Source organism: Alloiococcus otitis ATCC 51267 (assembly GCF_000315445.1).
GTDB lineage: Bacteria > Bacillota > Bacilli > Lactobacillales > Carnobacteriaceae_A > Alloiococcus > Alloiococcus otitis.
The window spans coordinates 75,684-89,534 of the sequence record NZ_JH992961.1 but is presented as its reverse complement, the minus strand read 5'-3'; the positions used below and the strand labels follow the sequence as shown (position 1 = coordinate 89,534).

Annotated in this window: 15 protein-coding genes; all 15 read right to left on the bottom strand. The window is 37.6% G+C overall.

The window, feature by feature from the left end:
* Positions 1–77 precede the first annotated feature (77 nt).
* The 15 genes from HMPREF9698_RS07275 to HMPREF9698_RS07210 all read right to left on the bottom strand — a co-directional run bounded on the left by HMPREF9698_RS07275 (position 78) and on the right by HMPREF9698_RS07210 (position 13,842).
* The gene (locus HMPREF9698_RS07275) at positions 78–692 is read right to left on the bottom strand and encodes a hypothetical protein (protein ID WP_003778847.1); all 615 of its coding nucleotides are present in this window, start codon (positions 690–692) and stop codon (positions 78–80) included.
* The gene (gene comGF, locus HMPREF9698_RS07270; protein WP_040292786.1) at positions 670–1,134 is read right to left on the bottom strand and encodes a competence type IV pilus minor pilin ComGF; all 465 of its coding nucleotides are present in this window, start codon (positions 1,132–1,134) and stop codon (positions 670–672) included. Before comGF ends, HMPREF9698_RS07275 begins: the two co-directional genes overlap by 23 nt.
* Complete coding sequence (locus tag HMPREF9698_RS07265) at positions 1,131–1,439, bottom strand: hypothetical protein (protein ID WP_040292784.1); 309 nt, start codon at positions 1,437–1,439, stop codon at positions 1,131–1,133. Before HMPREF9698_RS07265 ends, comGF begins: the two co-directional genes overlap by 4 nt.
* Complete coding sequence (gene comGD, locus HMPREF9698_RS07260) at positions 1,423–1,887, bottom strand: competence type IV pilus minor pilin ComGD (protein WP_003778840.1); 465 nt, start codon at positions 1,885–1,887, stop codon at positions 1,423–1,425. Before comGD ends, HMPREF9698_RS07265 begins: the two co-directional genes overlap by 17 nt.
* Before the next feature lies 1 nt (position 1,888).
* Entirely contained in the window at positions 1,889–2,203 is a 315-nt protein-coding gene (comGC, locus tag HMPREF9698_RS07255; RefSeq protein WP_003778838.1) for a competence type IV pilus major pilin ComGC, read from the bottom strand.
* 347 nt (positions 2,204–2,550) lie between these two features.
* Positions 2,551–4,140, bottom strand: coding sequence for an ATP-binding cassette domain-containing protein (locus HMPREF9698_RS07250; protein WP_003778837.1), 1,590 nt, complete (start codon positions 4,138–4,140; stop codon positions 2,551–2,553).
* A 12-nt stretch (positions 4,141–4,152) separates the two neighbouring features.
* Complete coding sequence (locus tag HMPREF9698_RS07245) at positions 4,153–5,385, bottom strand: hypothetical protein (RefSeq protein WP_040292782.1); 1,233 nt, start codon at positions 5,383–5,385, stop codon at positions 4,153–4,155.
* 319 nt (positions 5,386–5,704) lie between these two features.
* Entirely contained in the window at positions 5,705–6,508 is an 804-nt protein-coding gene (locus HMPREF9698_RS07240) for an ABC transporter permease (RefSeq protein ID WP_003778833.1), read from the bottom strand.
* Positions 6,508–7,431: a metal ABC transporter ATP-binding protein gene (locus tag HMPREF9698_RS07235; RefSeq protein ID WP_003778827.1), complete on the bottom strand. Its 924-nt coding sequence runs from the start codon at positions 7,429–7,431 to the stop codon at positions 6,508–6,510. The genes HMPREF9698_RS07240 and HMPREF9698_RS07235 overlap by 1 nt, the downstream gene beginning before the upstream one ends.
* Positions 7,432–7,798: 367 nt before the next feature.
* On the bottom strand, positions 7,799–8,473 hold the full coding sequence (locus tag HMPREF9698_RS07230; RefSeq protein ID WP_003778826.1) for an ATP-binding cassette domain-containing protein: 675 nt from the start codon (positions 8,471–8,473) through the stop codon (positions 7,799–7,801).
* Between the two features lie 22 nt (positions 8,474–8,495).
* Positions 8,496–9,869: a hypothetical protein gene (locus tag HMPREF9698_RS07225; protein WP_147292217.1), complete on the bottom strand. Its 1,374-nt coding sequence runs from the start codon at positions 9,867–9,869 to the stop codon at positions 8,496–8,498.
* A gap of 133 nt (positions 9,870–10,002) precedes the next feature.
* Entirely contained in the window at positions 10,003–10,785 is a 783-nt protein-coding gene (locus HMPREF9698_RS07220) for a hypothetical protein (protein WP_003778822.1), read from the bottom strand.
* A 349-nt stretch (positions 10,786–11,134) separates the two neighbouring features.
* A complete protein-coding gene (locus HMPREF9698_RS08710; RefSeq protein ID WP_003778820.1) occupies positions 11,135–11,296 on the bottom strand; it encodes a glycine zipper domain-containing protein in 162 nt (53 codons plus the stop codon).
* Positions 11,297–11,494: 198 nt separating this feature from the next.
* Complete coding sequence (locus HMPREF9698_RS07215) at positions 11,495–11,839, bottom strand: ATP-binding cassette domain-containing protein (RefSeq protein WP_003778818.1); 345 nt, start codon at positions 11,837–11,839, stop codon at positions 11,495–11,497.
* Between the two features lie 131 nt (positions 11,840–11,970).
* The gene (locus HMPREF9698_RS07210; RefSeq protein WP_003778816.1) at positions 11,971–13,842 is read right to left on the bottom strand and encodes an endonuclease MutS2; all 1,872 of its coding nucleotides are present in this window, start codon (positions 13,840–13,842) and stop codon (positions 11,971–11,973) included.
* Positions 13,843–13,851: the final 9 nt, after the last annotated feature.

Genomic DNA, 13,851 nt, shown 5'->3' with positions numbered 1-13,851 from the left:
CTTTTTAGATAGAATGAAACTATTTTTTTACTTAGGGTGACCCAGACTCATTGTCAAACTGAATTCTAGCTTGCCATTTAACCGTCTGGACTAGCCTTTTCTTGGTCAAGCTTTGTAGAAACTGGATTACTTTCTTCTAGCCCACCGGATTGACTTTCTTGGTCTTTCGAGTCTGGATTGGGACTGCTTGAACTTTCTTGGTCTTCATCTTTACTAACTTGGTCTTCATCTTCACTAACCTGGTCATGGCTATCCTCTTCTAAATTTTCCAAGTGGTCTTTTTCTTCACCCTCTTCCTCCTCTAGCTCTTCATCTAACTGGTCTGGAAAATAAAGCCGGTTGGTCTGACTGTACTGGTAATCATTAGCTAGGCTAGCTGTAAAGGAAAAGATACCCTCTTCATCCTGGCTAGCCACCACCTGACCTTGGTTAAAGGAAATGGTCTTAGATGCTAAGTTTGCTAGGTCTGATGGATCCATTTCTTTCATTATATAGTAAGCTTTTTGGATCATAGCCTTGGCCAGGTAATTATCCTTAATCATGGCTTGCTGGCGGGCTTCACTTGCAATAATAATCCCTAAACCAGACAATAAGAAAGTGATAACCATTAGGAAGACCAAGGAAGAAATCAAGATACTTGCCTGATCTTCTTTGATAAGCCTTTTGAGTTTAATCCAGATTTTCTTGGTCATGCCATTGATTCACCCAAATTCTAGCCTGGTATTCTTCATCATTATTAAAGTAGGCTTTCATCATAAGACTGGGCCCCATCTCTTCCATTTCCACCTTCTTGACATCGAGGAGCATGGGCTGGTAACCATTATTGACCCGCCTGATAAAGTTGCCGTTAACGAGGCGGTATTGGGCTTGGACCACACTTTGGTCCCGGTAGTTGACCTCTTTGACTAGTAGCCGGTTCTGATTAACCGACAAGAGGTCGCTAGACTCCAGATAAAAGGACATTTGATTGACAAAAAGGTGCCAGTCAAGTTGCCGGTCTGCCCTTAATTCTTCCTTAACTTGCTTGAAATGGCTGACCCCTATTGACAGGGCGAGCAAGATTAGAGAGGTAATCGACAGGGCTACCAAGGCTTCAAGCATGGTAAAAGCTCCTTCCTTCTTAAGCCATTTCATGGTTCCACCACTTCTAAGACGATTTCATCCTGGTTAGGCAGGCTAACTTGTAAGGCATTTTCATGATAAGAAACCCGGTAGTCAACCCCACTTCGGGTCACCCATTGGTCGCTTGACCCTAACCATTCATAACTGTAATCATATAAGAGCCGGTAACCTTCAATTTCGTTTTGCCGCTTCTGCCGGGCCTGGAGCAACTGCAGGCTAAAGGGCAAAACAAGAATCATGGTAATAGATACCAAGCTTAGGGCCAGGATACTCTCCAAGAGGATAAAGGCCTGGTCATTTTTAACTTTCTTGAACATAAAATCGCCCGCTTCCAATTTGAAAAACAAATTCTATCCTCCGGTCGCCATCCGTATAGGCAAACCGGTTAACCTTGGTGATGTTACCAGACCGAGCCCGAAAAGCATAGCGCTTGTAGCCACCATAAACTTTAATATGGTCAGGAACTGGTAAAATCGTATTTAAGGGGGACTCTGGCTGGCCCAAAACGGAGAAAACTATCCGGTTGCGGCCTGGTTCCACTTCTACCACCGACATTTCCCCCTTTAAGACGGCATTTTGGTTCATCAGGGTAATCTGGGTCCTTAAATTCTCCGTAAAGAGGTCGGTCTCTACTCCTAACTTAGCCTGGTCCATATTGAGACTGGGTAGCATAAGAAAAATCAAAACAATAACCATAGTTAAGATAGCTTCCAGTAAAGTCAAAAAACCATCTTCTCGACCAACAAGGCCTAGCCTAGTTTTCATCTTAACGTGAAATCTTTATACCAGCCTCTTGCGCTTGGCTGGCCTGGGCTTGTGTTAAGTAGGAGGCACTTTCTAAATCAGCAATATCAGCAGGCCGGCGACCCTGTTCCATTTCGAACAAGTCAGCCTGGGTGTCCACTACAGTTTGCAAGGCCTTGTTCCCCGTCTCCGAAGCTGTATCTCGGTGTGAACCAATATTGGGGATAATAATAAGTAGCAAGGCTGAAATAATAAAAAGTACGATCGCCATCTCTAGCAGGGTAAACGCCCGGCTATCCTTTATTTTATGGATAATATTTTTCATAAACTTTTTCATTTGATTTTCCCTCCCATTTTAATTGTAGGCAACTAGCAAGAAACACTTTTTAGCTATTCATAGGCAAGTCCCCTTTCTGACTGCCGTCACTTATTTGCTCCTGGTAATATATACGCAAAAAATTTCTAAAATCATTTTTGAAAATGCATTTTCTTTAAAATAAATACAAAAAATCTACCTGTCCAAAAACAGGTAGATTAGATGGTGTTATTCTATTATTTCTTCATTACAGTATGCTTCTGACAAAAGTGCCCAAAATTAATGGGTAAAAATTATCGATACTCATTTAACCTTAAGACCAATTGCTTGTTACATTTAAATAATATTTAAGGCTATTTTGAAAAGCATTAGTTTTGTATGCTGTATCGTTTATTATACTTACTCCGAATAGTGTCATCAATATGGTGCTCAATATTGATAATTGTTCCTGGATAATTTACAATCAATTCATTTAATTGTTTAGCTCGATCATTATCTAATCCGGACAAAGCTTCATCAACGATAAGGACTTTTTTATTATATAATAGCGACCGAGCAACCTCTAACCGTTTCGTCTCTCCTCCAGAAAGTTGATTGTTTTCTAACGATATAACATTATCCAGCTCCTCAAGACTAGCCAATTTTTCTAGGCCAACTTCATTTAGCACTTTAAGTATCAAATCATCATCAATGGCTTGTCCTAGGGTTAAATTGAACCTAAGCGTATCTTGAAAGATAAAAGGTTTCTGTTCAACTAAAGCAAAATGATTATACAAATTACCATCCCTCAAGCTTTCATTGTATAATATTTGACCTTTAAGGACCTCAATTTCATTTAATAATGCTTTAATCAACGTTGACTTACCTGATCCACTTGGACCTTGAATTAATACGCGATCTCCATGATTAATTTGTAAATTAATGTTGGAAGATAATAATTTATTACCATATCCTATAGATACATTATTCAATTCAATCAGTGCATCCTGTTCTGTGAAAGAAGGTGGTGATATCCTCTTCCTAATTGGGTTGGGATTGAGTATTTTATCCAACAATGGGTGTGAAGCCACCATCGCACTGTAAAAACTTGCTAAAGAAATAAGTGGACTAACCACCCTATCAGCAGCCATATAGACAGTTATCAGTTCACCAATAGATAAACTACCATTTATAACAACAAATGCTCCATATGCTAGTGACAAAATGACTGTAACATTATATAAGAGACCAACTAAGAAAGAAGACGTTTTTTGACAGAAATCCATTGAAAAATAAGCTTTTTGCTCTTCAATTAACTTATTTTGAACACGTCTATACATTAATTTTGAAGCATTAAATCTTTTGATTAACTGCTTACCGCGCAACCCATCTTCCATTACTTGTGTATACAAGCGATTTTGTATTTGCCAATTATTTGTACTAGTTTGTAACCACTTTTCGGTCAATTTAGGGATCATAGTTGGTATGAAACCGAGTAAAATAAAAACAAGCCCCACTTGCAGATTTACATTCAAAACAAAAGCCAAAGCTAATAAACCTTGCAATATACAGTAAATGAAACTTATAAATGAATTAACAAAACTAGTCTCAATTTGCTTTACATCTTGAAGAATAGAGGTTATATATTCATTATTATTGACTATTTCGTTACCCGGTAAATACGCTTGAAGAAATACCATTTCTTTAAGATCTTTATTCGTTTCTTGTCTTATTCTACTTGCAAAGTATTGGAACAATAACGAGCCTAAATTAATGACTATTAGCAGCAATCCCCATTGCAGAAGAATGATTGGCACCTCTGTGTATTGGAAGCTTGCCATATAGTCTGTAAATATCCCCAAATAATGTGGTGTAACGATTGAATCAAGAGCCATCACAACCCCAAATAGCAATAGAAATATAATTAAACTCTTCTTACTGTGGTATAAGCTATGCACATCCTTCAATATGTTTTTCATCAAATCACCTTCTTAAATTATATTTGGTAGCGGTATTAGAGAAAATACATCTTCATCCCAACATAATTCTTTATCATTATATTTTAGAAACATTTTTAATATTTTCAATATTCCTAAGGTCCCGTTACCAAAATCATCAATAAATTTATCTTGTTTTTCATCATAAAAACCCTTAAAATCCTTATTATCATGAAAATGAATTATAATATATTCTATTTTATCCATAAGTAATAATTCTAATCGCTGACGTACATCTAGTGGAACGTTAGGCAGTATCAATATCATCATAATAATTAAAGCTACACCACTCATACCATATCCAATACCATAAGTATGAGTAGTAGGAACTTCTAAAGTTTTTAATAACGTCCTTAATAATTGCCAATCACAGTTTTTAGAATTATGGAAATAAGTAGTTAACACGTAAAGAAGGCTTGCACCCCCCGAGTATAAATAAGGTGATCTAATGTGTGGCCAATTTTCATAAGAATAAGATAACCCAGTAAAAATCTTGTCATCACTAACTGAAGATACGTCTATATCAATATTCTTAAAAAAACTATCTAATCTATTCGATTTAGTATTCAGGTCATCAAAATATTGTATTCCAAATGAAATACCTATGTTACCGTATTGCAAGCCTTGATATTTTCCTATCGGCTTATCCACTGCAGATATAATATCAAAATAACTCTCAATGATCTTTGAAAAATTTGGATAGGTATTATCGTCGCTAATTAATTTCAACGCATAAGTTATTCCAGTCAAACCATTCGCAAAATCAATTTCTCTATATTCTGAATTGTTCAAAGTTTCTATTAATTCAAATAGAAAAATATTGTTGCTGAAAAAAGACCCTGCTTTTGTATGGAAGAGTGCCAAACCAGCTTTTCCGAACATCAGTCCGTTATTCAAAAAAATCTTAGATTTGTTTATTTTATAGTATTTCTGTAAAAATATTGATATATTTCTTAATTGAAATTCATCAATTATGTTTAGTGATTTCAATGTTAACGCTATTCCAGGATAACCATATACAAGTGACATCGGATTATCATTGTAATCCGAAATATTAAACTTAAGTATATTTTCTGGATTATCAGCGAATACATTAGAATAATATAAACTCATTTTTTGGATAATTTCTTTAACAGTATCAATTAAACTATCTTTTTCTTCATCTATAAGCAAATTAATATTACTATCTTCATTGTTTGATAAATATTGTTCAATATCATCTAACACCGTTTCACTTAATGTTTTATTCGCTAATGAATCTCTCAGCTTTACACCCGCGTTATAAATATCCAATGCCTGAGGTGGAATAAATTTGTTAAAAAAAGCATATTCTTTTTCAAAAAAATCTTTATCATATTACTTATTACATCTACATAGTAAAAACTGCTTAATCTAATTTAGCATTGACAAGATCATTGTAAAATTAGCACAGTCAGTTGAATTTTTTCAATCTGCCAACATTTTTCACCCAAATATTAGTCTATAGGATTACCTAAGGAATTAACAACTAGCAGGCTATTTGTCAAAAAGCCTAAAAAAATCAAAATTATCCATGTTCCGCCAATGTCAGCCGAGCTCGGTTAATTACGTAACTTGCTAAGGCTATTGAAGCAGATGATAAAAGTACCAACCATAATATACCAATAAAATCACCCTCTAAGAAGATTAAATCACGCATGAATTGCAATTGATAGGTTAGCGGATTAAACTTCACTGCAATCTGCAAAAATCTTGGCGCTAACTCAATCGCAAAGAATGTTGGTGCTGCGAAGCTCACAGGAATCACGACAAATGACACAAAATTATCCCTCGTTCTATAATCTTTAATCTTAACGGTAATCATAACACCGATTGAAGTCCAAAACAGTGACATTAGCATGATGAGCGCAAACATACCTAATGATTGCATTAGCGTGAATCCATGACCTAACATAGCAGCTAACACTAACAAAACAATTGATTTTAAAGATGTACTTAACAGCGAGTAGGTACTCATTCCAACGACATAATACACAGGCCGGATCCCACTGAGTAGTTTCATTCCTAATAAGCCGTACTGCTTATCAATCGTTACTCGATAAATCGCATGTGACATATCCGTCAACATCATCATTGCTAAAATTCCCGTCATTGCATATTGACTGTACGGGAGTGTCAAACCTTTGTATGGAACAGTACTTGCCATTGAGTTTACTCCTAAGACGATAAAAAAGAAATAAAGTATTGGTGTAAGTAAATGTTGCAATACTGCTCCCTTATAAGCAAAAAATGCCTTTATTTCATTCTTGACAATTGAAGTGTAGCCCTTTAGTCCCAATAAGTTTATCTTTCTAAAATCAGTCGGTTCCATTATAAACTTCTCCCTTCACGCATAGACATATATGCTTCTTTGAGAGAAACCATCTCTGGTTCGACACTTTTAATCGGAGTATTCTTACAAAACATCTGCAAGACCTCCCTTACCAGTGTACCTTTCGGAACCATTAGCTTAACCTTATCATCGTCAATCTTCTCGATTTTAAAATCTAGTTCTTTTGCTTTCTGAAGCTCTTTATCTGTTAGCATATAGGTCTGAGCAAATAAGACTTCATAAGCTTCTTGCTCGTCTTTACTCTGAGCGAATTCTCTCATTTTACCATGGTATAATATATCGCCATGATCCATAAAGAGCAAATCATCACAATGTTCTTCTAGCAAAGACAGATCGTGAGATGATATAATCACAATCTTCCCTTTATTGGCTTCCTCTTTCAAATATGACAATAGATTATCACCAGTTTCTTGATCCATTCCTACAGTCGGTTCATCCAAAATATAAATGTCCGGACGATGCACAAGAGCTCTGGCGATTTGGACTCGTTGTTGTTGCCCGCCAGAGAGCTGCTCCAAACTTCTATCTTTCAAATCAAAAATATTCATTATTTTAAGCGCCTGTTCAATCATATGATCAGCTTCAGCTGATGGACAATTTCCTAATAGTGTCCCTAAATAAACGTTATCAAAGACATTATTATACCAGTCTAACATCGTTGTTTGTGGAGAAAAACCAATAACTGAAAACCCTTTATCTTCAATACTTTCAGTCTCAATCAATATTTTCCCGCTTGTTGGTTTTTGAAAACCAACAAGCGTATTAATCAGTGTTGATTTCCCTGCACCGTTGTGCCCAACCAAAGCGACAAAATCTCCCCCACTTAATGTAAGGCTTAGGTTCTTTACCGCATGTACCTCATCAAATTTAACATTTAAATCTTTTATTTCAATTTTAGTCAATTTAAATCACCCATTATTTAATATTCTTCACTTATAGCATACGTTTTATACTATAGAGATACGATTCTATTAAATAAATTTACATCATGATTAACCTCATTTTTATCTCCCCTCTAATAAATACGATAAAGTACTTAGGACAGGTTCAACACTTGGGACTTTCTTACCAGTCATTTCCGTTGCAGATTCCAATGACACAAGAATCTAACGGGGTAGAATTAGCTGAATTAGCATAGGTTTTTCGTTCACTTAATGATTGCAATGCTACTAACTCTTCCAAAGGAATCTCCCTTCCCCCCCTCCGCTGAGCAAGGATTTTCCCTTCTGGGAGACTATCTTCTTCAGTTAAGGGGGGATGAAAGCTTGTCTAAGCTAGCAGGGTAAAATAGTCTTTCTTCAGTTGGTCTGACATCTCAGTGACTTCTTGGTTCATGATGATATAAAACTTGTCACAGACTTGTTCCAATAAGGAATGTTGGTGGGAAGTTAAGAGGATAGTCTTTCCTTCAGCCTTCAAGTTAGTCAATAGTCTTAAAATATCCTTGTTGGTCTGAAAGTCTAGGGCATTAAAGGGTTCATCAAGTAAGATAATGTCTTGGTCTTCCATAATAGCCTGGCAGATCCCTAGCTTTTGCTTCATTCCGGTTGAATATTCCTTGACCATGGTCTCATTGTCTGGGTCTAGGCCAACCCGGTTCATTGCCTCCTTGATTTGCTTGTCATTTATCTGGTTTTTTATTTCAGCTAAGAGTTTAAGGTTCTTAAATCCACTGTAATATTCCACATAACCAGGTTGATTGACCAGAATACCAACTCCTTCTGGAAAGTCCACATCCCTTCCAATCGCTTGGTTGTCAACCCAAACCTCCCCACTATCAGGCTTTTCTAAACCGGTGATGAGTTTAAACAAGACACTCTTGCCAGACCCATTCGAACCAACTAAGGCTATAGAGTCCCCTCTATGGATTGAAAGATTGACGTTTTGGTACAAGACTTTGTTTTTATAACTTTTTTTCACTTGACTTAGTTTTATTTGTTCCATCTGATGAGGCTCCTTATCTGTATTAAATAAAAATTCCTATAGCTAAGCAGATTAAAGCGAGGTTGAGGTAAAAAAATCTTGGGGGAACTGCTAGTAATTGGACTAGAGATGACAAACCACTAGTTATTAGGATCATGTTAATCGGACTGACAAAGGCTGTGAGGGCTGAAACCACCACCATGATCAATAGGGCTACCACTTCATTCAATAGGTCAGATAGCAAGATGTAAATGAGGAAGGCAAAAAATAATTGGGCAAGTAAAAGGACTAGTAAGAGAATAAAGACTTGGATGGGCGAAGCAGGCACTTGGTAGAAAGCCAATAGTTCTTGGAATACAGATGGTGAGCCTGACCCATAACCAGCAATAAAAAGAAGCGACAGCGCAACAACTAAATATAAGGCATAGGCTAACAAAAACCGAGAATAGGTTAGGATGGTCTTGGCTTTTAATAAGGCCTTACTCGAATAGCGGATAATGAAATGGGCTTCGCCATAGCGGTCTAACAGGGTCCTTTGACTCCCAATAATAAAGAGGGGTGCCATAATAATTAAGAGGAGGCGCATCCAAGCTAAGGTATCCGGCATATTGGCATGACTACCATTCGTTAACCTGACAATGACGTCTTGTAAAGAGGCCTGACCAGTATTGACTATACCGTATAGGACTTGAAGGCTATCAATAACTAGCAAAAGACCTAAGAGGACAAAGGCCCACTTCATCACTGATTTTGGAAGAATGAGCTCCCTTAAGAGGGATTCTGCAGTTTGTTCCTCTTGTTTAAGCCTTTTTATCGGCCGAAAGACATAAACCAGGCTGGCAAGGCCGATCAAGGGAAGGGGGATAAAAGTGTCAATGGACTGAGCAAAGGCTTGAAGGGCGTGGTGTAAAATAAAGTACTGGTTAAAGAATAGAAAGGGAAATGAATTATCTAATTCCGTATTGAAACCTAGATAAGTTACAATTAGAAAAGCGACCGTCACCATCACTAATTTGCGGTAGCCAAAATGGCTATTTACTAGTGATAATATTGAAACCAAGACCAACCAGCCGAAGATCAAATAGACAAAGCTCGCTAGTAAGGCAAAAACTGGATTGGAAAAAACGGACATAATGCTTTCAAAAAACAAGGCAAAGTCAAGGTTCAAGCCCGAAAGACTCGCTTCAAAATTAGGGGAAAAAGGAAAAAAGATAGTGGATAAGACCAGGGTCAAGATTAGCTGGGTCCCAAAATACAGGATTAACCAGCAAGCAAATATACTTACTTCATTTCTGACTTGGGCCCTGCGGTAAACAAAGCGGATGACTTCTTCTTCTCTTTCTTGTTTAAAATAACGGGTTAGCATAATGAGCATTAGCGGAAAAACGGCATTTAATAAGTAATAATGGTCAGTCATTGTAAGCAAGGCGAATTCTATATTGTGAAAACCATTAGCCTTTCCTTGAGAAAAGTTATTGCCAAAGAAAAAACAATAAACAAGAAAGTTAGCTAATAGTAGGTACTTATTCACTTGATAAAATTCTATCAATTTAGATTGAAATCGCGGACCCATGTTTTCTCCTTAGAAGGTAATCAGTGAGGAAGATGATGAAGCAAAATACGAAAATGGCTAGTAGCAAGTTGGTAACAGTCATGGCGTTTGTTTCCAAACGGTTCAAGACATAAGCTGTTGGGAAACTGTATTCTGGTATATTTAAGAGGGAAAATAGGAGGTTTTCTAAAAATACTGTAACAAAGGGGGCTAGTAAGATTAAATATAAATTATGACTATACAGCCCCCAGACTTGACCTAGTAAGCAAATCAAACCAGCCATTAGACCCTTGTAAATGTACCAAAAGAAAGCAAATAATAGAGGACGGTTCATTTGCAGGTTACTGAATAAATAACCCTCTAGTCCATTGGGATTAACGCTGTAAGGGGCAGGATTTGCAATTAGAGTCGAAAACCCAACTGCTAAGAAATTGACTACTGCTACCATAAGGAAAGACAATAAAAGAGCAGCTAAAATTTGAATACCGATATATTTTTTTATTTCGGTCCGGGGATGGACATAGGTTAAAAAATGATCTTTCCGTAAAAAGTATAGGTTCCAACTAAAGACAGCAGAAACAATTAGGGGGAAGAAAAAATCAATTGGACCTGATCCATAAATATAGGGCTCGATCAGATAGTTGAATGCGGTATCCCCGTTCACCATATGGATGGAAATCCCTAAGGAGACAAGGTAAATGACGGAAACAAGGGCAAAGGGTAATAAAAGACGCTTGATGGTTGAAAATAAGATTGAATGATTCTGGGCTGACGACTTCAATTTTGGCACCTTCTTTACTAAAAACTACTAGAGAAATTGGGCGAAAATTTGCCCTTATAATAGGCTAATTAGCTCTATTAGTAGTTAAAAAGATTATAGCTTACTCCCCCCCCTAAAAACAATATAAAAAATAATGATTTTCTTATATTGTTTATTTATTGGCAATAGAAAAAGCACACTTTTAAAAGTGTGCTTTAAAGTTTTCTTCTCTAGAAGAAAAAACCAATAATACTTATTGAATATAGGTTGGTGTCAAGTCCTCCAGTAAAATAAGGGCTATCAACTTCTACATAGCTTACAATAAATGGATCAAGTAAAATACTAACCCAGCCAAAACCAGTGAGGTAGCTTATTCACTTTTACCCTTCTTGCTACTTTTTTGTGTACTGTCTACTGCTGCGCCTATTGCAGTCCCTATGGCAAGGCCAATTCCGATTCCTAGTCCCATATTATTAGTCCAACTCCCAAAAACAGAACCGAATATGATGCCTAAAGCAATCCATAAACCCATAATGTCCTCCTAAAGTTCAGTGTTAGAATCTACTCTTCATACCTTAGTTATTCACATAACCTTTACCGATGACTTACTAACTGAATTATAGCATACCCTCGACTAAAGTGATAGCAAATTGAAGCTTTAATCAACAAGTTGCCTAGCCACTTCTTTAAACTATTCTGCAGGAGCTTTTTTCAAATAGGGAGACTCACATTAATTGGCTGAGGCATACTGCTGCAAGCCTTTTTTCCAAAGGTAGCCAACCAAGCCGCTAGCAGGCCTATTTATATTGACAAGCCAGATTAGAAAAGCGGTAGAATCATTTCCTTGGACTAGTAAAACAGGCGAATTAATGGCAGTTAAAATAGGCAGGAGCCAAGTTATTGGGCCACTGGTTGGCTCCAAAATTCCCGTCATCACTTTGATGAGGGAGGTCTTTCCTGCTCCGTTTGGTTCAATTAAGCTAAGAATTTCGCCTTCTTCTACGTGTAAAGAAATGTTTTTTATGGCTATAATTTTCTTGACTTCCCTCTTCCAAAAATCTTTAATCGTTACCAAAACCGTCCTCTTTATGAAAAGTTCGCTAGTTATAGGACAGGCTATTTAGATGAATCATCGTGGTTACTCCATTTCAATTTTGTTTAAAAAGCATAAATATAAAATTTCAATTTCTCCTAGCTCAAGCCTGCCTATTTCTTTTTCCAGGCCTTTTTTGACCCCCGGTAGAGGTCGTGGTAGTACTTGTACTGGTCATAATCCATAAATAAGCGGTCCAGATCGTAATTTGCTGGGTAGAGATCTTCAGCCGAGATTAAGAGTTTTAGTCTTTGGGGAGGGGTTTGCTTCCAGGATCCATCATTATAGATCTTAGCTTGGTCGCCTGAGTCATTCAATTCGTAAAACAAGGCTTCTTGTTTAAACTCTGAAGCATAGACTCGGTCCCCTTTTGAGAAATTAATTTTGGTATCCATTGCTGACTCTTCTGGTGTTTGGATCGGAATTGGATCAAATGTTTTGACATCCAGGGGTAATTGGTTATCTTCTAATATAGTCTTGGCCGTGTCTAATATAGTTTGAGGGAGCTCCATTTTTGAAGCTATGGTAAAGGCTTGACTGTCACCAGTTTCATGCATAATAACTTGGTAAGTAGGAGCTAATTTTTCAATGTCAAAATCCATAGCAGCCGTTGTAAATTGAGGATGGTTTTTAGCGAAGGTCTTCACTTCCCCGTAGTGGGTGGTGACCATTAAGAGGGCCCCTTTGCGGTAAAAATCATTTAAACTGGCAATGGCCAAAGCTGATCCCTCCCGTGGTTCCGTGCCACTACCAATTTCATCTAGTAATACTAGGGTGTGGCGTTTTAGTTTCTTACCAATTGTCGCCAAGGCCTGCATATGGCTAGAAAAAGTGCTTAAGGACCGCTCGATACTTTGGTTATCCCCGATTTCAACAAAAATCTCTTCAAAGATAGCTAGTTCTGTCCCCTCCTCACAGGGGACGAGCAAGCCAGACATGGCCATATAGGTCAGTAAGGTGACTGTTTTTAAAACGACCGTCTTTCCTCCAGCATTGGCTCCAGTTATCACAAGACCTCTGGACTCTCTTCCATCTAAAGTTAGGGATAAGGGAACGGGGTCCTCAATGAGAGGGGTCCGTGCTTCTACTAAGTTAATATATTCCGCCTTGTTGAGGGGAACTGACCGTCCATTAATGGACCGGGAATATTTAGCCCGGGCCAAGATCACTTCTAGTTCGACAATACACTCCATGGAAGAGCGGATGCCATCCATTTGGGCTTGAATCAAACCGGTTAAGTAAGCTAGGATTTGGTAAACTTCGCTACTCTCTTCAGCTTGGAGCATGACTCTCTCCTCAGCAAGTTTGCTAACAGAATGGGGTTCAATATAGGCAGTGAGACCTTTACTACTTTCGGCTATAAGCTGACCGGGCACAAGTCGCTTAAAGGAACTTTTAACTGGTACAGTGAACCGACCATCTTTTTCAATTACAACAGCTTCTTGGATTTTATCCTTATGACTTGAATGGTTAATGAACTTCTCAAGTTTCTTTTGGATTGAAGCTTTATTTTGGGTAATTTTTTTACGGATCTTTCGCAAGTTACGGCTAGCTTGGTCATGGACCCTAGACTGGTGAATGGCCTGATAAATTTCTTGTTCAATTTCTGAAAAATCTCCTAAAATTTCTGTATAACCAGCCAAGATCGGGGCAATAAAGGCATTCTTTTGGAAGAATTGCCGGATCAAACGCGAGCTACGAAGAAAGTCAGCGTACTCAATTAGTTCCCCAGCTTCGAGGACGAGTCCCTTTTCAACTTTCTTAGTCAATCCTTCTATATGTTGCAAACCCATAAAGGGAACACTTAACTGACCATCTAAGAGGGCTTTAGCTTCAGCTGTTTCAGCCTGTTTAGTTTGGGCTACTTCTAAATAAGGGGACAAGTCTCCCTTTAAGATTTGCTTTTTAGCATATTGGGACTGAGCTTGTTGACTCACCTGGTCTAAAATCTTATAAAAACCGACAATTTCTTTTGTATCCTGCATAGCTAACCT

What these genes read in the sequence shown, in the direction of transcription:
- HMPREF9698_RS07275 (WP_003778847.1), bottom strand. Translation starts at nt 692, where the DNA reads ATGACCAAGAAAATCTGGATTAAACTCAAAAGGCTTATCAAAGAAGAT.
- comGF (WP_040292786.1), bottom strand. Translation starts at nt 1,134, where the DNA reads ATGAAATGGCTTAAGAAGGAAGGAGCTTTTACCATGCTTGAAGCCTTG.
- HMPREF9698_RS07265 (WP_040292784.1), bottom strand. Translation starts at nt 1,439, where the DNA reads ATGTTCAAGAAAGTTAAAAATGACCAGGCCTTTATCCTCTTGGAGAGT.
- comGD (WP_003778840.1), bottom strand. Translation starts at nt 1,887, where the DNA reads ATGAAAACTAGGCTAGGCCTTGTTGGTCGAGAAGATGGTTTTTTGACT.
- comGC (WP_003778838.1), bottom strand. Translation starts at nt 2,203, where the DNA reads ATGAAAAAGTTTATGAAAAATATTATCCATAAAATAAAGGATAGCCGG.
- HMPREF9698_RS07250 (WP_003778837.1), bottom strand. Translation starts at nt 4,140, where the DNA reads ATGAAAAACATATTGAAGGATGTGCATAGCTTATACCACAGTAAGAAG.
- HMPREF9698_RS07240 (WP_003778833.1), bottom strand. Translation starts at nt 6,508, where the DNA reads ATGGAACCGACTGATTTTAGAAAGATAAACTTATTGGGACTAAAGGGC.
- HMPREF9698_RS07230 (WP_003778826.1), bottom strand. Translation starts at nt 8,473, where the DNA reads ATGGAACAAATAAAACTAAGTCAAGTGAAAAAAAGTTATAAAAACAAA.
- HMPREF9698_RS07225 (WP_147292217.1), bottom strand. Translation starts at nt 9,869, where the DNA reads ATGACTGACCATTATTACTTATTAAATGCCGTTTTTCCGCTAATGCTC.
- HMPREF9698_RS08710 (WP_003778820.1), bottom strand. Translation starts at nt 11,296, where the DNA reads ATGGGTTTATGGATTGCTTTAGGCATCATATTCGGTTCTGTTTTTGGG.
- HMPREF9698_RS07210 (WP_003778816.1), bottom strand. Translation starts at nt 13,842, where the DNA reads ATGCAGGATACAAAAGAAATTGTCGGTTTTTATAAGATTTTAGACCAG.